The 23,183-nt window shown below is 49.3% G+C and carries 20 protein-coding genes, 1 pseudogene and 1 riboswitch; of the genes and pseudogenes, 7 read left to right on the top strand and 14 right to left on the bottom strand.

Features of this window, described 5'->3' with window-relative positions; all coding sequences use genetic code 11:
* Positions 1-2 precede the first annotated feature (2 nt).
* From ACLTD4_RS10425 to metK, 7 genes are all read right to left on the bottom strand, one after another.
* Positions 3-1,553 carry a hypothetical protein gene (locus tag ACLTD4_RS10425; RefSeq protein WP_147342758.1) on the bottom strand — a complete coding sequence of 517 codons (1,551 nt, stop codon included), beginning with the start codon at positions 1,551-1,553 and terminating at the stop codon, positions 3-5.
* A gap of 198 nt (positions 1,554-1,751) precedes the next feature.
* Complete coding sequence (locus ACLTD4_RS10420) at positions 1,752-3,005, bottom strand: tyrosine-type recombinase/integrase (protein WP_009297860.1); 1,254 nt, start codon at positions 3,003-3,005, stop codon at positions 1,752-1,754.
* Positions 3,006-3,162: 157 nt separating this feature from the next.
* Positions 3,163-3,852 (bottom strand): response regulator transcription factor, encoded by a 690-nt coding sequence (locus ACLTD4_RS10415; protein WP_002605020.1) that lies wholly within the window; start codon positions 3,850-3,852, stop codon positions 3,163-3,165.
* The gene (locus ACLTD4_RS10410) at positions 3,849-5,345 is read right to left on the bottom strand and encodes a sensor histidine kinase (RefSeq protein WP_002605021.1); all 1,497 of its coding nucleotides are present in this window, start codon (positions 5,343-5,345) and stop codon (positions 3,849-3,851) included. Before ACLTD4_RS10410 ends, ACLTD4_RS10415 begins: the two co-directional genes overlap by 4 nt.
* Before the next feature lie 105 nt (positions 5,346-5,450).
* Positions 5,451-6,101 carry a hypothetical protein gene (locus ACLTD4_RS10405; protein ID WP_117623549.1) on the bottom strand — a complete coding sequence of 217 codons (651 nt, stop codon included), beginning with the start codon at positions 6,099-6,101 and terminating at the stop codon, positions 5,451-5,453.
* A 21-nt stretch (positions 6,102-6,122) separates the two neighbouring features.
* Positions 6,123-6,785, bottom strand: coding sequence for a hypothetical protein (locus ACLTD4_RS10400; RefSeq protein ID WP_117623548.1), 663 nt, complete (start codon positions 6,783-6,785; stop codon positions 6,123-6,125).
* A 285-nt stretch (positions 6,786-7,070) separates the two neighbouring features.
* Positions 7,071-8,258, bottom strand: coding sequence for a methionine adenosyltransferase (gene metK / locus ACLTD4_RS10395; protein WP_117623547.1), 1,188 nt, complete (start codon positions 8,256-8,258; stop codon positions 7,071-7,073).
* Positions 8,259-8,436: 178 nt separating this feature from the next.
* A riboswitch (SAM riboswitch) is annotated at positions 8,437-8,567 on the bottom strand.
* 205 nt (positions 8,568-8,772) lie between these two features.
* Here metK and ACLTD4_RS10390 point away from each other — a divergent pair.
* From ACLTD4_RS10390 to ACLTD4_RS10380, 3 genes are all read left to right on the top strand, one after another.
* Positions 8,773-9,690: a hypothetical protein gene (locus ACLTD4_RS10390; RefSeq protein WP_055653186.1), complete on the top strand. Its 918-nt coding sequence runs from the start codon at positions 8,773-8,775 to the stop codon at positions 9,688-9,690.
* A gap of 151 nt (positions 9,691-9,841) precedes the next feature.
* On the top strand, positions 9,842-10,231 hold the full coding sequence (locus tag ACLTD4_RS10385) for a GntR family transcriptional regulator (protein ID WP_055653185.1): 390 nt from the start codon (positions 9,842-9,844) through the stop codon (positions 10,229-10,231).
* An 87-nt stretch (positions 10,232-10,318) separates the two neighbouring features.
* A complete protein-coding gene (locus ACLTD4_RS10380) occupies positions 10,319-11,761 on the top strand; it encodes a hypothetical protein (RefSeq protein WP_117623546.1) in 1,443 nt (480 codons plus the stop codon).
* Positions 11,762-11,813: 52 nt separating this feature from the next.
* Here ACLTD4_RS10380 and galE read toward each other — a convergent pair whose 3' ends face one another.
* The 3 genes from galE to ACLTD4_RS10365 are packed head-to-tail and all read right to left on the bottom strand — an operon-like array spanning position 11,814 to position 14,886.
* Entirely contained in the window at positions 11,814-12,830 is a 1,017-nt protein-coding gene (gene galE / locus ACLTD4_RS10375) for a UDP-glucose 4-epimerase GalE (RefSeq protein WP_117623545.1), read from the bottom strand.
* Positions 12,831-12,850: 20 nt separating this feature from the next.
* Positions 12,851-13,957, bottom strand: coding sequence for a phosphotransferase enzyme family protein (locus ACLTD4_RS10370; protein ID WP_055653182.1), 1,107 nt, complete (start codon positions 13,955-13,957; stop codon positions 12,851-12,853).
* Complete coding sequence (locus ACLTD4_RS10365; protein ID WP_117623544.1) at positions 13,957-14,886, bottom strand: nucleotidyltransferase family protein; 930 nt, start codon at positions 14,884-14,886, stop codon at positions 13,957-13,959. Before ACLTD4_RS10365 ends, ACLTD4_RS10370 begins: the two co-directional genes overlap by 1 nt.
* A 282-nt stretch (positions 14,887-15,168) precedes the next feature.
* On the opposite strand from ACLTD4_RS10365, the gene ACLTD4_RS10360 reads away from it, so the two are divergent.
* The gene (locus ACLTD4_RS10360; protein ID WP_412331298.1) at positions 15,169-16,107 is read left to right on the top strand and encodes a helix-turn-helix domain-containing protein; all 939 of its coding nucleotides are present in this window, start codon (positions 15,169-15,171) and stop codon (positions 16,105-16,107) included.
* Between the two features lie 14 nt (positions 16,108-16,121).
* Here ACLTD4_RS10360 and ACLTD4_RS10355 read toward each other — a convergent pair whose 3' ends face one another.
* Genes ACLTD4_RS10355 through ACLTD4_RS10340 form a run of 4 tightly spaced genes read right to left on the bottom strand, consistent with a single transcriptional unit; the run spans position 16,122 to position 19,058 of the window.
* Positions 16,122-16,730 carry an ABC transporter permease gene (locus ACLTD4_RS10355; RefSeq protein ID WP_117623543.1) on the bottom strand — a complete coding sequence of 203 codons (609 nt, stop codon included), beginning with the start codon at positions 16,728-16,730 and terminating at the stop codon, positions 16,122-16,124.
* A complete protein-coding gene (locus ACLTD4_RS10350; protein ID WP_055653178.1) occupies positions 16,723-17,496 on the bottom strand; it encodes an ABC transporter ATP-binding protein in 774 nt (257 codons plus the stop codon). The genes ACLTD4_RS10355 and ACLTD4_RS10350 overlap by 8 nt, the downstream gene beginning before the upstream one ends.
* 15 nt (positions 17,497-17,511) lie before the next feature.
* Positions 17,512-18,414, bottom strand: a complete 903-nt coding sequence (locus ACLTD4_RS10345) for a glycine betaine ABC transporter substrate-binding protein (protein ID WP_055653177.1) — start codon at positions 18,412-18,414, stop codon at positions 17,512-17,514.
* Positions 18,411-19,058, bottom strand: a complete 648-nt coding sequence (locus tag ACLTD4_RS10340; RefSeq protein ID WP_117623561.1) for an ABC transporter permease — start codon at positions 19,056-19,058, stop codon at positions 18,411-18,413. The genes ACLTD4_RS10345 and ACLTD4_RS10340 overlap by 4 nt, the downstream gene beginning before the upstream one ends.
* A gap of 167 nt (positions 19,059-19,225) precedes the next feature.
* On the opposite strand from ACLTD4_RS10340, the gene ACLTD4_RS10335 reads away from it, so the two are divergent.
* The 3 genes and pseudogenes from ACLTD4_RS10335 (at position 19,226) to zwf (ending at position 23,079) form a co-directional block, all read left to right on the top strand.
* Complete coding sequence (locus ACLTD4_RS10335) at positions 19,226-20,116, top strand: beta-propeller fold lactonase family protein (protein WP_412331297.1); 891 nt, start codon at positions 19,226-19,228, stop codon at positions 20,114-20,116.
* Between the two features lie 199 nt (positions 20,117-20,315).
* Positions 20,316-21,692, top strand: a pseudogene (gene gndA / locus ACLTD4_RS10330) (NADP-dependent phosphogluconate dehydrogenase).
* Entirely contained in the window at positions 21,682-23,079 is a 1,398-nt protein-coding gene (zwf, locus tag ACLTD4_RS10325) for a glucose-6-phosphate dehydrogenase (protein WP_117633871.1), read from the top strand. Before gndA ends, zwf begins: the two are co-directional and overlap by 11 nt.
* The last annotated feature ends 104 nt before the right edge of the window (positions 23,080-23,183 follow it).

Raw genomic sequence — 23,183 nt, 5'->3', positions numbered from 1 at the left:
AACTAGCCTTTTTCCTGCTGACGGATAACCGCCTTTACTGATTTTATAGTTCTGATTGAGCAACCTAACTCCTCCGCCAATGATGCGGCGGTGAAATCCATGTGGGATTTTACATACTCATATCGTTGTTGCCTTTTTTCTTGTATGTTAGCACGGTTTTCCGCATAACGCTTTGCATCATAAGACTTGACACTTTTTACCCGCGCCGCTTGTTTTTGTTCGACTGTGTATGCGGAAAATGAATTTTTTATGTCATATTCTTGAAAGTCAAGAAGGGCGGCAATTCGAGCATTTGTATACATATATTGGGTCTTAGAAGCATATGCGTTTCTTACAATCTCCTCTGCTTCATCGAAAAAATCGCGATCTATATATTGTTTGACACGTTCAACGGCGGCTTCTTCCGGCACTAAAATCCTCTTTAAAAAAATCGCCGTTATATGGGTGTATATTGCTCGATGTCCTTTGGGACACCCTTTTCTTCTGGCGGCATAGTTATGCAAATCTCGTAATATCCGTTTATATCTTGATTTTGTAGGCATAGGAAAAGTGTTAATCTTCAATTCCGGATGTACTCCCGTTTTAGATGTGGCTGAATCTGGTTGTATATCTATTTTAGATTTATTTATAGCAGAAACCGTTTTCGCTGTGGTCTGTATGGGTATTGGTGTTGACCTTTTATCTGCTACTTTGATTTTTATAGCTTTCGTTTTCCATGTGCCGTTTTTAATCATGGTCTGCTTGCGCTTTTCTGCCCGTATAAGATTACACGCCTTTATATATGCGTCTATTTCTGATTGAGGGTGTCGAAAGCAATCCAGACGTTTTATATCTATATCTGTTGACGGGTTCAAATGGAACAACCGAGTGGTTTTGATTGCTTCCATGTTTTTGACGTTACGGCTCAATGGGAAACGCAAAACCCTTGATTTATTTCGGCAAGCTATATCGGCTCGGAAATGGGTAATAAGATAGTCTGTGTATAATGCCCGCAACTTTGAATCAGCTTCATTTTTCAAGTCCAATGTGTTTACAATGTAGTATAGGTGTAGCCCATGCCCACTCGAAACCAGCCAGTTCGGAAACATAGCAGAGGTTAGATGGTAAGTGCAGTAAAGATAGTCCTTGATACCTTTTTCGTCCATCTCTGAAAAATCAACACCCTCCACATCATCAATATCTATATAGATGACATTGATGCGGCTGACATTTTTGTCTTTACGCCAACCTTTAAATATCGCCGGTGAATAGTATAAATTCACATCATAATTGAGTAAAGCTGTAAAGCCTTTCAACGCTTCATCAAGTGTTGAAAAAGAAAAATTATAGCTATAGCCTCCAGCGGACGCCATCGCCCAAAGAATGTCACCACCATGTAATTCACAAAAGACATCTTTAAAAAATTCAGCTATGAGCGGATTTGGCTTGACACCGTCTGTCGTTTTTAGCGCAATAAACATATCAAACATAAAGTCAAATTTCTCTGTCCCTTCAATTAGCTGAGGATAATTTTCTATAAAATCAATATATAGTTCTGAATAAACACCCATCATCTTGTCTCCTTTTTTAATATATATTAAAAGTATGAAGCGATATCGCCCAAATGTCAAAGAATTTTACTATTGCTACAGTTAATAAGATTTATGATAATATGAATATGAGAGTATATCTTATTATAGTCAATCGGATTTTTTTGCACCCTTTTGGCATTGGAAAAGCCGAAGCATCTCACTTCGGCTTTAAACATTCTTTTATTTTAAAATATCAAAATCCACAGTTAAACTCTTGTTCCAAAAGTCAATAATTTCCTGCCTGTCTCCTTGATCGTGCCAGTAAGTCTTGGTACTTGTATTGTCCTCTATCACATGACCTGCACAGCCATAAACTTGAAATGGGTTCACTTGACCGCTATTCAGCAGAACACTTATAAAGCTGTGTCTCAAATCATGCAATCGGATAACAGGTAATGGCTCTTGCCCTGCCTTTTCTAATCGTTTATTGATTCTCTTCTGTAATTCCTTAAATCTTCGGCTTACTTTTCCCGGGTGCGGTAAATAGTCAGATACAATATTGGTCTTTGTCAGATACACATATTCACCACATTCAAGTGTCTTTCCTTGAGACCATTCCAACTGTTGTTCCAATGCCAACTGCATAAATTTTTCAAGTACCTCACAAATACAAGTTGTCCGTGTTTTATCCCCTTTTGGCAGCTTTTCTATGAATCCGGTGTTTATCTGCACTCTGGCTACGTCCACCAAAATCTTTTTGTTTTCAAAATCGACCTTGGAATGTCTCAAGCCGCACAACTCTGAACGTCTCATTCCTGCCAAAACCGGAAGTCCAACCATCAAAAGGGTACTTCTATCATCTTCCAGTAAACATTGATTTAAAAGTATATTTATCTGTTCCAGCGTCAAGGGAGTAGCTTCGTATTTTATGATATTTCCATAGTCCGCATCTAAAACCACATTTTCGTTAATACCATACTTTGAAAAATTCTTTTTCATAAACTTCCAGAGGTCAATTAAATGACATTTGTGCTTCTGTATGGTATTGGTACACAAATCCAAATCATTTTGGCAATACAAAAAGTAATTCTCAATTTCAGCCGTGTCCACTCGCTTTAAATCCATGTTGCCAAAATAATTGATGAAGTGGGTGTGTTGGGAGTTTTTTTGTTGCTTATATGAATCGCTCCAATGCTTGTCGCTATCATAATACTTCTCTTTGTAATCTTTGATTACATTCTCGATGTAGACCTTTCCAGTTGCTCCCGTAAGTTTCTTGTGCCTTTTAGCCGCATTATTCTCGCCTAAAATTGCTTTTGCCTCTTTTAACGTGTTTACTACCTTTGTAGTCTTTTTCTGCTTCTCCTTGCGCTTGCCTGTCTTTGGGTCTGTAATGATTTCCCGCCCTAAATCCAGTGAGACAATGTACTTCCCGTCCTTAATACGCTGTTTAATGCCTGCAATTCCTGTCTCTCTTACTTCTTCTTTCCTCATCTTCTGACCTTTCCCTGTGTTCCTATCAGCTTCTACCAATATAACACAGTCCAAAATATTTTGGTAGTTTTTTTGGTAGTATGATGAATGTTTTTCAAAAGCAAGAGTGTGATTTTTCCTTATAAACAAAGGGACTATAGGGTATCTCTATTTCATTTTATACCTTAAACCGGTACCCCACGCCCCAGATCGTCTCGATATACTGCGGCTTCGCCGTATTAAACTCGATCTTTTCGCGGATCTTCTTGATATGAACCGTGACTGTGGCGATATCTCCGATGGATTCCATGTCCCAGATTTTGCTGAACAGCTCTTCCTTGGTAAACACGTGGTTCGGATTCTGTGCCAGGAAGGTCAGCAAATCAAATTCCTTTGTCGTAAAACTCTTTTCCTCTCCGTTGACCCACACGCGTCTCGCGGTCTTGTCAATCTTCAGGCCGCGGATCTCGACAATCTCATTATCCGGAGTTCCGCTTCCGATCAGTCTTTCGTATCTGGCCAGATGAGCCTTGACACGGGCTACCATCTCACTTGGGCTGAATGGCTTCGTGATGTAATCGTCGGCGCCCAGTCCCAGGCCGCGGATCTTATCGATATCCTCTTTTTTCGCAGATACCATAATAATCGGGGTGTTCTTCACTTCCCGGACCTTGCGGCAGATCTCGAATCCATCCACGCCCGGAAGCATCAGATCCAGAATCAGCAGATCGAAGTCTTCATGAAGAGCCTTCGTAAGTCCGGCTTCTCCATCATTCTCAATCTCCACCTCAAAGCCGCTCAGTTCCAGATAATCCTTCTCGAGCTCTGCAATGCTCTCTTCGTCTTCAATAATCAGTATCCTGCTCATTCTGCAATAACCTCCTGATATTTTCTTAGCACAAAGTGTATCTCCGTGCCTATCCCTTCCTTGCTGGTCGCCCATATCCTTCCGCCGTGGTCCTCGATAATCTTCTTTACGATAGAAAGCCCGATACCGCTTCCACCCTGAGAGGAGTTCCTGGAAGAGTCTGTCCGGTAGAACCGGTCGAAGATGTTGGGCAGATCTTTGGCAGCAATGCCTTTTCCATTATCCTCAATCTCAATCTGGATAAAATCTCCCACATCCTTGATGCGGATATTAATAATTCCGCTCTTCTTGTCAATATACTTCACTGAATTGCTGACAATATTGTTGATGACGCGTCTCATCTGCTCCGCGTCGGCGATGACCATCACGTCCTCGTCCACATAGTTGAAATATCCCAGTTCGATATTTCTCGCTTCCATCTCCAGCCCCACCTCATCGACACAGTCCCTGAAGTAGCTTGCCACATTGATCTTGGAAAATGTATATGGGATCTTGTTCGTATCGATCTTCGAGTAGAACGTCAGCTCATCGATCAGCTTATCCATGTCATTCGCCTTATTATAGATGGTCCGTATATACCGGTCTAGCTTCTCCGGTGAGGACGCCACTCCGTCCATGATTCCTTCCACGTAACCCTTGATGGCCGTGATCGGAGTCTTCAAATCGTGGGAAATATTGCTGATTAACTCTTTATTTTCCTTGTCATACTGGATCTTCTCTTCCGCGTTCTCCTTCAGCCTCATGCGCATCTCTTCGAAATCCTGGCACAGCTGGCCGATCTCGTCGTCATTCTCCACTTCCAGTGCAAAATCCAGATTGCCGTCCCTGATCTTCTTCGTGGCCTCCTGGAGCCGCCCCAGCGGGTGTACCACAGAACTGTAGACCCACATCATCAGGATCGCGTCCGTAAACACGATGATCAGAATTACCGCCAGAAGCATCTCCGCCATCATGGCCTTGATCTCCGGAAGAAGTCCGTCTACATTGGATACAATGAACACACTGCCCTTTCCCTCATCCGGGTAAAGGAAATCCATCTGCTTGACCAGATGCTGCGTATCCCCATCCAGATAGATGGCTCCGTCGATGCTGCTGTCCACGTCTTCATACTTGGGCAGCTGATCGAGGAGCTCCTGGGTCACATGACTGTTTCCGTCAAATACGATCTGGTCGTCTTTTCGTACAATCATATATGCATATTTATTCGACAGCTTTTCATTCAGCTTCTGCATATATTCCATATCACTAAACTTCTCCGGGCTGCTGTCTAAAATCTTCTCGATTTCTTTCTGTTCAACCTGCGTCATCCGGTTAAAAATCTGAAGGGAATTGCCGGAAAAGAGATTTACCTGCTCTGTTAAATTATACGCCTTGCGGAACGATTTCATCTGATAATTGCTGAGTCCCGCCACAACCGCGTAAATCAGCGCCAGCGGCACCACGGTTATGATCACAAAAGCGACCGCCAGACGTGTTCTTAATTTTAGTTTCACAACGTGCGTCTCTCCTCTGCTTATAGTATTCCATTTTATACAAAAATATTATAACACAGAATGAAGACCGCATTTATAAAACTATTATAAAATTTGCCTGTCCCTTTATAAACTGCAGTTCCCTTCTGTCATCATTTCATCGGTCAGCAGAAGGCCGTTTGCCTCCAGATTCCGAACCGTGTACTGATTTACGTATGCAGATCCGCCGCATGCGGCCGGAATCACTGCAAATGGTCTGACTGACGGTTCTGCGCCGCCCTGGAGTGCGCTCATTCTCACGGCTCCGTCATCCAGCTCCAGTTCCGTCTGAATTGCGGCCACACTACCCCGGGACCACATCGATACTGCCATGTGCTGTACCGGAGCGAGTTTTTTCATTTTAAAATACCAGAGCGTTTCGCACTCCATCGTTTCGCACTCCATCATCTCCCACTCCGGAATAAGGAGACAAAAACGGATTTCCCGGATTCCGCGGAAATTCATCCAAAAGCCCCGGACCTCCTCATATTCCGAATGGCTGAAATAGACCTGCTTATAATCATTCCTGCCATCCTCCTCGTATCCCAACTCAAAATTATCGTCCAGGTGTGCCTGATTATAGCGAACAAGTTCTTCAAAACTCATGTTTTCCGCCTCATAGCATCCGCTCTGAAATGCAAATCCTACCTGCCCCAGATCCCGGTAAAAATCTGATACAAAACCGGGATACAGCTCTTTTCTCCGAAACTGAAAAACCACACTAAAGTATGCCGGCATAACCGGTCTCACCGCCTTTCTCTAATTGTCAAACCAGAACACGATGCGTACCTCATCATCACTTTTGATTCTCCACTCCTCTTTCAGCGCTTCCAGCCGGCTGATCAGCATGGTCAGGTTCAGATTTAAGTACCCCAGCCATTCCCGGCAGACCAGCCCGGTCTCCGGTGTCTCCTTGCTCTTTTCATCAATGAACGCCAGCTGGTAAGGTTTTCCGGCCGCATCAAACTCCAGCATTTTCTCGTAGTCCTCTTCCCGGACCCAGCCTTTTAACGGCATCCGTCCTCCGTAGCCGCTTTCCTTCAGTTCTCGCAGCGTCAGCCAGGAGAGATCGTGGCAGTCAATGCTTCCGATCTCCATCTCGTCTGTCTCATACCGAAAAACCAGGTCGTCCATCTGCTCCGGCAGGCCTCGCGGCTTCGCAATCGGAGGCCAGGAGCTTTCCTCCTCTTCTCCCCGGACTCCGGCCAGCAGATAAAACAACCCATAATCGCGGTGCCCATCGATCAAATCACGACGGCTGAAGCCTCCATCGCCCTGAATCCTTAAATCCGCCCACACATCGTCCCGATACCAGTGTTCGATGTTCTTCCAACGCCGGTTACCGGTCTCCCTGTTCCAGAGCGTTTTGCCACGAACATCGGCGGTATACCCTTCTGCAAAGAGATGTATGTCACAGCCCATTATGATTCCTCCATTCTCGTGGATACCATGCATCCCAGTCCGCTCACGTATCCCTTATTTTCCTCTAATAATCTGTTGAACTGACTATAACATATTCCTGGCGGAAAGTCACGAGGCGGCGCTCCAGAGTATAGTCACTTGTCACTCCCAGGCGGATTATCACACAAAAACAGGTGAAAAAGAATCTTTCAAGCGCTTTGAAACGCTTTGCCAATTCTTTCTCACCTGTCTTTTCTCACCTGTTTTCCACCCCGGCCGGATACTGGAGTGATCGCGTTATTCCATTTATATATGCTTCTTCAATAGCTCCACCTTATCCAGCTTCTCCCACGGCAGATCCAGATCATTTCTTCCGAAATGTCCGTATGCGGCTGTCTGCTTGTAAAGCGGTCTGCGAAGATCGAGCATGCGGATAATTCCCGCCGGACGGAGGTCAAAGTTTTCACGGATGATCTCAACCAGTTTATCATCGCTTAACTTACCTGTTCCGAATGTATCCACCATGATGGAAGTCGGATGCGCCACACCGATGGCATAGGACAGCTGAATCTCGCATTTATCCGCCAGACCTGCAGCCACCATGTTTTTAGCCACGTAGCGGGCCGCGTAAGCCGCTGAACGGTCTACCTTGGTGCAGTCCTTACCGGAGAAGGCGCCGCCGCCGTGGCGCGCATATCCGCCGTAGCTGTCCACGATGATCTTTCTTCCTGTCAGTCCGCTGTCTCCCTGCGGTCCGCCGATAACGAAACGTCCTGTCGGGTTGATAAAGAACTTGGTCTCCTCGTCGATCATATCAGCCGGGATAATGGCGTCAAATACATACTCTTTGATATCCTTGTGAATCTGCTCCTGAGTAACGGCCTCGTCGTGCTGGGTCGATAAAACCACTGCTTCCAGACGGATCGGACGGCCATTCTGATCGTATTCCACCGTAACCTGAGTCTTTCCATCCGGACGCAGGTACTTTAATGTGCCATCTTTGCGCACCTTCGTCAGCTGGAGCGCCAGTTTGTGTGCCAGGGCGATCGGATAAGGCATATACTCTTCCGTCTCATTGCTGGCAAAACCGAACATCATGCCCTGGTCGCCGGCGCCGATTGCATCCAGCTCAGCCTCAGACATCGTGTGTTCCTTCGCTTCCAAAGCCTTGTTTACGCCCATAGCAATATCCGGGGACTGTTCATCCAGGGATACGACCACACCGCAGGTATCGCAGTCAAAGCCGTATTTCGCGCGGTCATAGCCGATCTGGCGAATCGTCTCGCGGACTACCTTCTGGATATCCACGTATGCGTGAGTGGTCACCTCACCCATAACCAGTACAAGACCTGTGGTACAGCAGGTCTCACAGGCCACACGGCTCATCGGGTCCTGCTTTAACATCTCGTCCAGAATCGCATCGGAAATCTGGTCGCACATTTTGTCCGGATGGCCTTCCGTCACGGACTCGGATGTAAATAATAATTTTTCCATGTTGTCATTTCCTCCTTATGTACATGGGGGAGTCAGAAGACCTGCAGCCAGCTGCCGGTTTTTTGACCCTCGCGGCAGTCGCCAAATTCAAACAAGCTTGATTTTGGCTCGTTGCCCGCGGGAATAACAAAAAGAAAAGCCCGCAGCAATGCGGACTTGATAAATCATGTATCAAATCCTCTTATTGCTCGATTTCTCGCTCAGGTTGGCACCTTCCGCCCTCTCCTGACTGCACACCAATGTGCGCCATTCAGGCCGGGGTTGCCGTGACTTCACAGATCCTTTTATCTCCATCACTCTGAATAAGGGATATTACGTACTTTTCAATTGTTATTCTGTTTCCTGTTACTTCTGTTGCGATATTAATATTATCGTATGAAGGAAGCCTTGTCAAGCATTTTCCATAGGATGCAAACTTTTTTATTTACTGTTCATCCGCCCTCAAAAGTGATATGATAGAGGCAGTAATTACATAAAATGTACGAAAATGTCAAAAGCAGGAGGAAATGAAACCATGAGATTAGTAACACGTTCTGACTTTGATGGTCTCGTCTGCGGCGCTCTTCTAAAAGAGGCAGGCGTCATCGACCATTGGAAATTTGCTCATCCGAAGGACTTACAGGACGGTCTCGTCGAGATCACAGAGGATGACTGTCTGGCAAATGTCCCCTTTGTAGAAGGCTGCGGCCTTTGGTTCGACCATCATTCCAGCGAGTTCGAGAGGCTCGAGCTGGAAGGTAAATACAAAGGAGAGAGCCGTCTGGCCCCTTCCTGTGCCAGGATTATCTACGAATACTACGGCGGAAATGAGCGTTTCTCTCATTTTAATGAGATGATGGAGGCCGTGGACAAGGTGGACTCCGGTCACCTCACCATCGATGAAATTCAGAATCCGAAGGGCTGGATACTGATCGGCTTTCTGATGGACCCGAGAACCGGCCTGGGACGCTGGAGGAACTTTACTATCTCGAACTACCAGTTAATGGAGCGTTTGATCGACGCCTGCCGCACCATGAACACTGAGGAAATCTTAAATCTTCCGGATGTACAGGAGCGGATCGGGGTCTATTTTGAGCAGACAGAAAAATTCAGGGCCATGATTGCCGAACATACCAGGGTGGAACAGGATGTAATCATTTCAGACCTGCGGGGAGTTGATCCCATCTATACAGGCAATCGTTTCCTGATCTACAGCATGTATCCGGAGCAGAATATTTCCGCATGGATCGTCAATGGAAAGGGCGGCATCGGCTGCTCTGTCGCAGTCGGTTACAGCATCTTAAACCGCACCGCGTCTCTCGATGTCGGAAGCCTGATGTTAAAATACGGCGGCGGCGGTCACAAGAACGTCGGCACCTGCCAGTTTGGCGATGAAACCATGGAAGAGCAGCTTCCTAAACTTCTGCATGAGCTGGTTTATCCAAACCTGTAACCGTCATACGAATGGCCGTCGGAATTGTCCGGCGGCCATTTCTATTTCTGTTTCTATTTCTATTTCTATTTCTATTTCTATTGACAATAAGTATCACTTGTATTACTATATATAATACAAGTGATACTTATTTTAGAAAGGAGGTTATTCCATGATTATTCGTCTGAACACGGCCAGCACTGTCCCCATATACGTCCAGCTGCGGAACCAGATTGTTACCGGAATCGGAAGAGGGGAACTGAAAGTCGGTGAAAAGCTTCCCACGGTACGTCAGCTGGCCCTCGATGCGGGCGTCAATACCATGACGGTAAACAAGACTTATCAGATTCTCCGTGCGGAAGGCTTTATCGAGATAGACCGGAGAAACGGCGCGACCGTGCGTCCGATGAAGGACACGACCTTACAGTACCGCGAAAAACTAAAGGAAGAGCTGGAGCTGATTGGAGCGGAAGCCTGCTTAAAGGGAATGGATAAAAAGGAATTTCTGACGATCTGCGAAGAAATTTTTGCGCATATGGAACCGGCGATCGAGCCATCATAAAGACACACTCATAAGGACACATTCATAAGGATACGCTCATAAAGACACATTCACAAGGGCACTGACAGAAACAACGGAGGGACAGACATGGATATTGCGCTATTAGTCATTTTCTTAATCACAGATTGGAGCATCGTGGGAATCTTTGCCGCAGTATACGGCGGAAAACACCGCTACCGGGAAGGCATGATATTTGGTGTCCATGTCCCGGAATCGGCGGTTCTGGATGAAGACACCGCTGCATTGACCGCTCATTACAGGAAAGCAAACCGGAATTTTTACATCATTAATCTGGCTGCCGGAACGGGAGCCGCGTTTCTCTCCCTGGGACATCTTTCCATCTTTATGATCGTTTGGACACTCTGGCTCCTGGAATTCTGCATCGTGTCCATGGGGCTCCTGATTTTTGCCCACCGCCGCATGTATAGCCTGAAAATTTCTAAGAAATGGATAGTAGGCGAGCCCGTCCGGACGGTGATCGTGGATACCTCAGTCTCCTCCGTATCTGAAAAGCTGCCGTTTTCCCACTGGTGGCACTTACCGGTAATTCTGGCCAGCATCCTGGCGCTGTTTTTCCTTCCCCATCTCCGGGAATATTTTGGAAACAGCTATCTGCGCTTTCTTTTGCCAGGAGCGGTTCTTCTTATGGAAGCGATATTCTGGTTCGTACACGTCTGGTACAGTCACCGGGAGAATGTAGTATACAGCAATGACAGTAAGATCAATCTGGCAGTCAACCGTTTAACGAAGCGTGTCTGGTCCGGGATGTGGATTGCCTCCAATTACCTTATGCTTCTCTCCATGGCCATTCTTCTGATTCCGCTGGCCGTACGCGGTTCGACTACTACGCTGGAATTCTTCCTCTTCCTGGCCATTCAGATCACTGTAATCGTATTGATTACTGCCTCCATCCTGTGGCTGGAAAATAAACGGAATGATATCCTGTCTGCCGACCGCTCACCGCTCCTGGTAGACGATGACCTGTACTGGAAAAATGGCTGGTACAGCAATCCTGACGATAAACGTTTCTTCGTTCAGGACCGGATGTGCAGCGCCAACTTCAGCATGAACATGGCAAAACCGGCTGCAAAAGCCATAACCGGCACCATAACGGCGGGGACCATCCTTCTCCTCGTCTGGATCTGCGCCGTCTTTGTGCGGATGGATTTTGTGAAGCCGCAGCTTTCCATTCGCGGCGCCAACGTGGAGGTGACCGCAGGGATGTATGATATCTCCTTTTCCAGAGACGACATTCTGGAGACGGAACTTCTCGACAGCCTCCCGGAAGAACCGCTCCGCCGGACCAACGGAGCAGCCACCAACGACTATCTTCTCGGCAAATTCTACGGGAATCAGACCGGTGAATGCCGGCTGTATATATACAGGAATGTCCGGCCTATACTGGCCATTCGCCTGCCGGAATACACCGTTTTTATCAACAGTAAAACGCCGGGAGAGGTCGAGGCGTGGTATGACAGCCTGAACAATCCGTCACGATCACCCGCAGGCTCTGCCCACGAGTCACCGTGACCCTCGCGGAAATAAATATCCCGGGAAGAATCTCTTCTTCCCGGGATCAATCTTATCTGTATCCGTTCGGATTATTGGACTGCCATCTCCAGGAATCTTCGCACATCTCGTCAATTCCTCTTTCTGCTTCCCAGCCCAGTTCCTTCTTAGCAAGCGCCGCATCCGCGTAGCACTCGGCGATATCGCCAGGTCTTCTTGGCTTGATTGCGTATGGAATCTGTTTTCCGCAGGCTTTGGAGAATGCCTCGATCATCTGAAGCACGCTGAAGCCCTTGCCGGTTCCCAGATTGTAGATGCGTACGTCCGGCTCGGACTGAGCCAGTTTATCGACTGCCTTTACGTGGCCGATGGCCAGATCCACGACGTGAATGTAGTCACGGACACCCGTTCCATCCGGTGTATCGTAGTCATTGCCAAATACGCCCACTTCCTTCAGTTTGCCTACGGCAACCTGGGTGATGTATGGAGTTAAATTGTTCGGAATACCTGCCGGATCTTCTCCGATCAGACCGCTCTTATGAGCTCCCACCGGATTGAAGTAGCGGAGTAAAATCACGCTCCATTCCGGATCCGCGGTATGTAAATCAGTCAAAATCTGCTCCAGCATGCTCTTCGTCTGGCCGTATGGATTGGTAATCTTTCCCTTCGGGCAGTCCTCGGTGATCGGAACGAACGCCGGGTCTCCGTATACGGTAGCTGAGGAGCTGAAAATGATCTTCTTCACGCCATGGTTTCTCATCACGTCACACAGAACGAGCGTGCCCGTAATATTATTATAGTAATATTCCAGCGGCTTTGCCACGGATTCGCCTACTGCCTTTAAGCCGGCGAAATGGATCACCGCATCGATTGTCTCTTTGCTGAAGATCTCCTCCATAGCAGCCTTATCCAGTAAATCTGCCTTATAAAAGGTCACGTCTTTTCCTGTAATCTGTTTTACCCTGTTTAAGGATTCCTCTGAAGAGTTGCATAAATTATCGACAACAACGACTTCCTGTCCCTGATTCAGCAGTTCCACACATGTATGGCTTCCGATATATCCGGCGCCTCCGGTCACTAAAATTCTCATTTATTTTCCTCCTGATATCCTTAATATTTACACACGATCGCTTCCATATCGGCCCACTTCTTCTCCATGTCGGCGACGAGAGCGAACTGGGTTCTGGTTCTGTCCAGGTTATGATTCTCACGGCTGATACGGAAATACGTGTCACCCTGCAGGAAATCAGTCAGGAAACGCACACCGCATTCAAAGGTCATGAGTTTTGCACCCATAGGGAGCATATCGCGCTCCGCCTGGGTTAAGCTGCCCTGGCATCCCTCCAGGAATCCCTTTGTATAGATTTCATACAGCGGAAGGGACAGCGAAACAAGGCTGACATCCGGCTCATCCTCATCGGCTGTATTAGCTCCGAAACGGATGGAGTCGCCGAAATCGAAAATGGACAGTCCCGGCATAATGGTATCCAGATCGATGATGCACAGGGCCTCACCCGTAACATCGTCAATCATGATATTGTTTAACTTCGTATCGTTGTGGGTTACGCGGAGCGGAAGTGTTCCCTCCTTCAGCATGTTCATGGCAGCTCCGGCCTCATCGGCGCGGTCCATGACAAACTTGATCTCCTCTTCCACCAGATGAGCGCGTCCGCACACATCCTCTTCCACCGCCTTCTTAAATGTCTCCAGACGGACCGGTGTATTATGGAAGTTTACAATTGTCTCCGTCAGCTCTTCTGCCGGATATTCGGCCAGCTGACGCTGGAAATGGCCGAACGCCTTACCGCTCTGGTAGAAGTCATCTGGATTGCGCACCTTGTCAAAGCAGGTGGCGCCAGAGATAAATAAGTAACCTCTCCAGTAATTTCCGTCGCTGTCTGTCACGTAATCCTTGCCGTCTCTGGATTTTACGATGTTTAATGTCTCACGGTACGGATCACCGCCCTGTGCGATGATTTTCTCACGCAGGAACGAAGTGACGCCGGCGATGTTTCTCATCAGAGACACCGGATCGGTAAAGATTTCATGGTTGATTCTCTGGAGTATGTATAAATGCTCCTTCTCTCCGTCTCTGCATACCAGCCGAAACGTGTCATTGATGTGACCGCTTCCGTAACGTTCCCAGGAAATCGGTTCCCCTTCAAAGCTTAAAAGGCCGATGGCCTCCCTGATTTTACCACACTGTGCGTCTCCCATCACGCTTCCTCCCATAATTTTTCTGGATAGAATCCGGCTTCCTTGAGCCCCTTTATGGCGTTCACAACCGTTTCCTTGTCCTCTTTATAAGTAACTCCATACCAGCGGTCAATGCTCTTCAGCACCGTCACGTCGGCTTTCCCCTCTTTTAACAGTTCATCTACCACAAATGGCAGGAAATATTCGCATTTAATCGGATTCTTGGGCAGTTCACGATCTAAGAAGGCGGCAAATCTGGCATCGATCTCCTTTAAAACACTGGCCGTAAAGCCCCACATATTCATGGAAACGATGGTCTCCTCCGGAAGTTCCGTCCAGGTCGCACCGTCATCCTCTGTAAATTCCGCGATGTCGCCGTGCTTTTCGATTCTGGTTCTCTCGTGGATATCCACCAGATGGCTGCTCTCGTCCGTGGTGCAGACGCCGCGCGCCACATGTCCGTTCTCTGTCAAAGTATTATAAATCTTGTAGCCTACCATTGTGTACTGATACTTTTCGTTGTCTGAATATTCAACCAGCTGGTCATAAATGGATTTAAATGCGCTCTTGCCATAGTAATCATCGGCATTGATCACTGCAAACGGTCCGTCTACCGCATCCTTGCAGCACAGGATCGCATGAGCCGTTCCCCATGGCTTCACACGGCCTTCCGGTACGCTGTAGCCCTCCGGCAGCTTATCGAGCTCCTGGAACACGTATTCCACCTGCACGTATTTCGCCATGCGGTCTCCGATCTGCTCCTTAAACTCTTTTTCGATGGCCTTCTTAATAATGAATACTACCTTCTCGAATCCGGCTTCCACCGCATCGTAAATAGAAAAGTCAATGATCTTGTTACCGTATGGGTCTACCGGGTCAATCTGCTTAAGACCGCCATAACGGCTCCCCATCCCTGCTGCCATAATTACCAGAACTGGTTTCTTAGTCATTGCAACTACCTCCTTATTTTCAACTCGCCCCGGCAGTCCGTAGTGACTTGATTGCCGAACACGTTTTACTAACTCCAGTATAGTGAATACACAGGAAAATATATTTGCACTATCTGCTATTTTATTTGCATTATCGTACACATTTTACTATTTTACCACAGAATATGATATACTGTAAACACGAAACGGAGTCGTTTCACATTTCACACAGGTACAGCCGTTGCCGTTCACAGGGGGTGGCGCGGGCTGTGAATGGTACGTACAGTCTGAAAGGAGGCGTTCATGGAATACAAGAGTACGGTGCTCCGGACCAGCGCCGTTGTACGCAAAGTCATTTCCATACACTATTTCGAATATATGAGTAATTTCTCATTTCCGGGTGAGAGTCATGATTTTTGGGAATTTGTCTGTGTGGACAAGGGCGTGATTGACGTAATGGCCGGAGAGAAACGAGTCCCTCTGAAACGTGGAAATATTATCTTCCACAAACCGGGGGAATTCCATAACATCATTACTAACGGAGAAGTGGCGCCGAACCTGGTGGTTATTGGATTTGAGTGTCATTCCCCCTGCATGAAGGCGTTTGAGGGGAAAATGCTCACCGTTTCAGAGACGGAACGGGAACTGCTGGCAAGAATTATTATAGAAGCCCGCAACGCATTTTCCGGCCGGATGGACGACCCTTATCAGGAAGAACTGGTACGGCAGTCCGCCCCTCCGGCATTCGGGGCGGAGCAGATGATCGCCAATTATCTGGAGGAACTGATCATTCATCTCTACCGCAGATATTTTGAGAATCCGGGACAGTTCGGGCCCCGGCGGCAGCCGGAGGTCCGCATTAAGAGCGACGCCTACAGCCGGATCGTGCGCTACATGGAGGAACACATCGGAGAGCGTCTCTCCATCGATACCATCTGCCACGATACGCTGACAGGGCGTTCTCAGCTCCAGAAGATTTTCCGGGAGGCGCACGGGTGCGGGGTGATCGACTATTTCTCTTCCATGAAGATCGAAACAGCCAAACAACTGATCCGCGACAATCACTTGAATTTTACTGAGATATCAGACCGGCTCGGCTATACCTCGGTACACTACTTTTCCAGACAGTTTAAGAAGCTGACGGGGATGACGCCTTCCGAGTACGCCACCTCCATACGACGCCTGTCGGAATACAGGTCGTTCGGGAGCCGGAGCCAACCGGACGACGGCGTGAACAGCTGACCGCACGCCGCCGCCTAAAGTCTCCTCTCAATCCGCTCCAGCCCTGCATTTAGCGCGATGGCCAGCCCTGCGGACAGTACGGTTCCCCAGAGTATTTTCACCAAATTCAGCGTCCGGAGGCCGTCAAAAAGGATTGTTCCCAGGCCGCCGGCGTTGATGGTAGCCGCGATCGTGGCGATTCCGGTAGTCGAGACAATGGCGAGGCGGATTCCTGTAAAGATGGACCGTTTTGCCAGAGGCAGGCGGATCTTTAACAGGATCTGCATGGTCGTCATCCCCATTCCCGCGGCCGCCTCGATGATGGCGGAATCGACGCCGTTTAAGCCTGCCGTAAAATTACGCAGGAGCAGGTACTGGTTATAAAGAGTAAGTACAATCAAAGCCGTTTTCATTCCCAGCCCTGTCACGGGAATCAGCATGGCGAACATGGCCAGACTCGGGATCGAATAGACTACGGAAAACAGATGGACCAGGGCATTCGACACGGTCTTAAAATACATGGCGCAGACGGTCAGCACAGCCGCCAGCAGCAGAGAAAGCACCAGCGTGACGCCGACCAGTACCAGATGCTGCCCCAGCGCCCCATACAGCTTCTCGGGATATTTTAACGCATATTCAATCAATGGTCATCCTCCAGAATTCTTCCTGCTCCCTGGCCGATCGGATCAGGGAGGCCACAAAGTCATCCGCCGGATTCTTCACGATACGGGCGGGAGTATCGAACTGCCTGACCGTTCCCTCATTCATCACAATCACACGGCTTCCCAGCTTGAACGCCTCGTTAATATCGTGAGTCACGAACAGGAAGGTCCTCTTAAGCCCTCCGTGGATTCGAAGAAGCTCATCCTGCAGCTTCATGCGCGTGATCGCGTCGATCGCTCCGAACGGTTCATCCAGAAGCATAATCTTCGGATTCACTGCCAGCGCCCGGGCCAGCCCCACACGCTGCTGCTGGCCGCCGGACAGCTGGGAGGGATACCGGTGTTTGAACTCCTCCGGCAGGAGTCCCACCAGGTTAAGAAGCTCATCCACCCGCTCGTCGGTCTGTTTCTTATCCCAGTTAAGCAGTTTGGGAACCACGGAAATGTTATCCGCTATGGTCATGTGGGGAAAAAGACCGATCTGCTGTATGACGTAACCGATGCGTCTGCGCACCTTTACCACATCCACCGTGGATATGTCCTCGCCAAACAGAAATATCTTTCCGCCTGTCGGCTCATATAAGCGGTTTACCATTTTCAGAAGAGTGGTTTTTCCGCTTCCAGATGATCCGAGAATCGTTATAAACTCGCCTTCTTCGATGGTCAGGCTGACCTGATCCACCGAAGGAAGAGCGGCGTTGTCAAATTGTTTCGTTACATTCTGAAATTCAATGGCAGTCTGAGACATGAGTCCCTCCTCTCCTTACTTAATCGTATCGTAATATTCCCGGGCGACTTCCTCATACTCCCGTTTATTCACATCTACCTCTGCATTCAGCGCGGTAACCGTATCCGTGTCCAGAGATGCGCTGATCTTATTTAAGATATCTGCAATCTCGGGATTCTTTGCAAGTGTGTCGTCACGGATTACCGGAGCCAGATTATACGGAGGCCACACCTGTTTGTCGTCTTCCAGAAGTATAAACTTGTCCTTCTCTGCCAGCTGCCCTTCCGTCGTATAGGCAGGCGCCACATCGGCTTCTCCGTTTAAAAGAACCTCATACTTCAAGCCGCCGTCGTATACACGGCTGGATTTCCAGTCAAAAGTGCCGTACTTATTTTCCAGCGCCGGGAGTCCATCCTCTCTCGCGTCAAATTCCCCCTGAGAGGCGAAGCGCAGCTCCGGAGCATGCTCCTGTAAATCAGAAATGGTAGTGATCCCCAGCTGCTTTGCCACATCCGTCCGGATCACCAGTCCCTGTCCGTCGTTCGCCTTCGAATAATCCAGCCATGTCACGCTGAAACGCTTCTCATATTCATCCTTAACCGTCCGGTATACTTCCTCCGGATCCGTTATCATGTCCATCTGTAAAATCGAAAGCAGACCAGTTCCCGTATACTCCGGATACAGATCAATCTCATTATTAATCAGGGATGTATGAACGACCGATCCCGCAATATCCTGTTTTCTTTCCACCTTATAACCGGCATTCTCAAGGGCCAGCGCATAGATTTCCGAGACCACCAGGCTCTCAGTGAAATCTTTGGAGCCCACCCGGATGGTCTCCCCTCCGGAAGCGGATCCCCCACACGCGGTCAGTCCGGCCGCCATCACGCCGGCAAGAGCCAGTGCAGCTATTTTCTTGATTCTGTTCTGTGTTTTCATATGATTCCTCTCTTTCTCTCTCTTATATTCCTTCTGCGCGGCGCCGTCCTAAGATACGGCGTCAGCATTTTTTCGATTCCATCCAGAATCGCTCCCGATGCAAGGGACAGCAGAGCCACGGAGATGCCTCCCACCAGAAGCAGATCCAGGCGGTTTAAGCCCAGGCCGGTAAATATCAGGCCGCCAAGCCCGCCCGCTCCGATCTTAGCCGCAAGGGCGGCACTGGCCACGATCTCGATCATGGCGGTCTTCACACCGGTCATGATGAGGGGAAAGGCCATCGGAAACTTCACGCGGAACATCACCTGCTTTTCTGTCATTCCCAATCCTCTCGCCGTTTCCAGCATAAAATCCGGCACTTCCGTCAACCCTGTAACTGTATTGAGCAGTATGGGCGGAACCGCCAGCAATACCAGCGCTGCCAGAGCCGGTTTCACTCCTGTTCCCAGCAATGGAATCAGCAGAATCAGGATCGCCAGGCTGGGAACGATACGCAGGGTCTGAAACGTCCCAACCAGCCATTTTTCCAGCTTTGGAGTGCGGACACAGACATATCCTGCGGATATTCCCAGAAGCACGGATATGGCCAGCGCCATGAGACTGATTACCACATGCTCCCGGAGCACGGTAAGATAGTCTCCCATATGACTGCCAAAATACTCCAAAATAAGTGATATCGTATTAATCTCCTCCTTTCCTATAGAAATTATAGGAAAAACCATTGACATCCTTAACTGTAATCATTATAATAACAGTTAGAAACTGTAACTATTTTTATTACATATTTTATTATAAGTCAGGAGGCAAAAGTTTGCAAGTACAAAATGGTTATCTCGGAACATACTTCTCTGCGCAAAGTGACGGTATTTACCGTTTTCAGTTTGATTCTGATACGGGTATCATAACCGGACCGGAATTGTATTATACAGCACCCGATTCCAAATACCTGTCCCTATATCACGGGCAGCTCGCCTCCCCCATCGTAAAAGACGGGAAAGCTGGTGTCTGCCTTATTGATACCGCAGGAGAGCGCCCGCGGCTGACAGGCGAATTATTCGAGGAGACAGGAAGCGCCTGTTACGTCACTCAGGATGACGCATTTATCTATACGGCTAATTACCATGAGGGCAGCATCCTCATTTATCGGAAAGAACCTGGCGGCATCACCCTTTACAAACGCATAGAGACCGGATATAAGGCCGGCTGTCACCAGATCCTGTTTCATGGCCGCATTATGATGGTTCCCTGCCTTCTTCGTGACCGGGTCCTGCTGTTCGATATGGACCGTGACTTTGCCGAAGCCGGTTCCATCACGTTCCCGAAGGGCACCGGCCCAAGACACGGCGTTTTCGACCAGGCCCACAAACGTTTTTTCCTCGTCAGCGAACTCTCCAATGAATTGTTCCTGTACGAGGCCGGAGACGGCCCCCAGTTCACATTAAAGAGTGTACAAAAGCTGCTTCCGGAGGGCAGAGTCTGGTCTCCGGCCGCCATATCCGCGGCCATCCGCCTCTCTCCCGATGAACGCTTTCTCTATCTGTCAACCCGGCACGCGGACCTCATCACCGTTTACCGGCTGCATGGCTTCGAGGTGGAAATGATTCAGCAGACGGAAAGCGGCGGCAGCTATCCCAGAGATTTCATAATCACCGGTGACAGTAAATTTCTGCTCGCAGTCAACCGCTATGAAGGCGGCTGGTAAGCTTCCGGCTGGATCCCACCGGCATGCTTACCGGCTGTGTTCAGAGTCCCGCTCCCAGGCGTGCCGTGGTCCTGGCTCCTCCGCTGAGCAAATCCGAACCTGTTGTTGACCTTCAAAAGAAAAGTGACGTGAAGAAAATTTAAAGAAATCAGAACCCACTCCCGAGCTTTTGGATATCGGCCTGATCGGCCTGTCCGTCATGGGGCGCAGCCTCGCCCTGAACATGGCTGATCACGGCTTCCTGGTGGCGGGCTATAACCGCAGTCCTGAAGTCACGCAGAAGGTCATGGAAGAACATCCGCATCATAATCTGATCCCATTTTTCAGTCTGCCGGAACTGGTCTCCGCCCTTAAAAGGCCCCGAAAGATCATGCTGATGATTCAGGCCGGCGCGCCCGTGGATGCCGTGATCGATCAGCTGATTCCGCTTCTGGATAAAGGTGATTTTATCATGGACGGCGGCAATTCCTATTTTGGAGACACGAACCGCCGCGCTGCGCTGCTGAAAGAAAAGGGGCTGCGCTACCTCGGCGTCGGTATATCCGGAGGGGAGGAAGGCGCACGGTTCGGCCCTTCCATCATGCCCGGCGGTTCCCGTGAAGCCTATGAATCGGTTCAGCAGATCCTTGAAACCATTGCGGCTAAGGCAAAAAATGAACCCTGCTGCACCTATATCGGTCCTGAGGGCGCCGGACATTACGTAAAAATGGTTCATAACGGCATCGAATACGCCGACATGCAGCTGATTGCCGAATCATTCCTCCTGCTCAAGTACGCCGGCGGCTTCACCAACCGGGAACTGGCGGACATCTACCGTACCTGGAACGAGGGAGAACTGCACAGCTATCTCATCGGAATCACCGCCGACATTTTCCTCGAAGCCGACGACATGGCTGACGGGGATATCATCGATCATATTCTCGACAGTGCGGGACAGAAGGGAACGGGCCGCTGGGCCAGCATCGAATCCCTGAAACAGGGCGTCGATATCTCCATGATCACCGCTGCCTGCAATGCCCGCGTCATGTCAAACCATCTGGAGCGGCGCCAAAAGGCATCTTCCCTCATCCAAGCACCGGCAGTCACGGCCGTCGAAGACAAGCAGGCTTTTGCAGAAATGGTCCGCGAGGCGCTCTATACGGGTAAAATCATCGCCTACGCCCAGGGATTCTCGCTGATGCAGGATGCCTCCCACCACTTTGGCTGGAATTTAGACCTCGGCAGCATCGCTTCCATCTTCCGCGCCGGCTGCATTATTCAGGCGGAGTTTTTAAACGACATTACCAAAGCCTTCTTAAAGGATCCGGAGCTGGAGAGTCTGATCTTGACGATTTCTTCTTATCCCGTATCAACCGGTACCAGGAGAATTTAAGAAGACCACAGGCCTGGCCGTCTCCTCGGGTCTGCCTGTTCCGGCATTCTTTAACGCAGTTTCTATTTAGACAGCTTCCGCGCGAAGGCGTCCGGAGCCAATTTGATTCAGGCGCAGCGCGACTTCTTCGGTGCACATACCTTTGAGCGCACTGACAGAAAAGGTATATTCCATCACGAATGGAGGGCCGGCCATGAAGTATGACACCTGCATTACCATCTTCGGCGGAACCGGCGATTTGACCTTTCGCAAGCTGCTTCCGGCTCTGTATACCATGAGCCGGACCAGAAAGCTGTCCGCCCGCAGCAAGATCCTTCTGATCGGCCGCCGTGATTACGATACCGCCTCCTATACCGCCCTGGCCCGGGACTGGATCCGCAGATTCTCCCGTCTCCCCTATTCGGAGGAGTCCTTTGCCGACTTTGCCGGGCATCTGGATTATTACCGTATGGATTTTTCGGATGGGACTGCCTATGATGGACTGGGACAAGCGTATGAGTCAATGCAGGCTGCGTCCCATATCTTCTATCTTGCCGTCGCCCCCCGCTTTTTTTCCGTCATTGCGGCGGGTCTGAAGACGATTTCCAATTTAAAAGAAGGGAAAATCATCATTGAAAAGCCGTTCGGAGAAACGCTTTCCTCAGCAAAAGAGTTAAACCACCAGCTGGAATCGTGCTTTGGCCCGGAAAATATCTACCGCATCGACCATTATCTCGGCAAAGAAATGATACGAAACATACAGACAATCCGTTTTTCCAACCCGGTCTTCGCAAATGCCTGGAACGGGGAAATGATCGAAGCAGTAGAAATTTCCGCACTGGAAGACGTGGGGGTGGAAACCCGCGGAGGCTATTACGATGCCAGCGGAGCCCTCAAGGACATGGTGCAGAACCATCTGTTTCAGATACTGTCCATTCTGGCAATGGAACGACCCGGCGCATTCACAAGTGAGGAGATGCACGCGCGGCAGCTGGAGGTCTTAAGGGCACTTAAGCCGGTGGCGCCGGAAGATCTGGAGCAGTCCCTCATCCTGGGACAGTACGACGGCTACCGAAGCGAGCCTCTGGTATCCCCGGAATCCGGTACGGAGACCTATGCCTGTATGCGGCTCTTTATCGACAATGACCGCTGGAACGGGACGCCCTTCTATATCCGCACCGGCAAGAAGACCGGCCTGCGTGAAACCGAGGTGGCAGTCATCTTCCGCCGCCCCGATCCCGAAACAGAGCCCGATATTCTTCTGATCAAGATTCAGCCGACGGAAGGCATCTATCTCCGTTTCAACATCAAACGGCCGGGCGATTCGGAAGAGGTGGTGACCGCCAGCATGGATTTCTGTCAGAACTGTATTTTAGAAAATCAGGTCAATACACCGGAGGCCTATGAACGGCTCCTCACCGCCTGCATCGAAGGCGAGCGTTCCTGGTTTTCCCAGTGGGATCAGATCGAGATCAGCTGGAACTACATTGAACAGCTAAAACAGCTTGCGGCCTCCCGGAATCTGCCGCTGTACCCCTATCTCCCCGGAACCCGCGGCCCCAGGGAGGCGGAAACACTCTTAAACACCTTTGGCCACCACTGGCTGGAATAAGGAGGGCCATGGTACAGTTCGCAAAAGAAGAGCAGAAAAAAACCGCGGCCGTCATGGCCGCGGGTGAACTGCGGGATGGTATGGTTATTGGCCCGGAAACCGGC

The sequence above is a fragment of the Hungatella sp. genome, from assembly GCF_046966825.1.
This window is presented reverse-complemented; position numbering and strand designations above follow the sequence as displayed.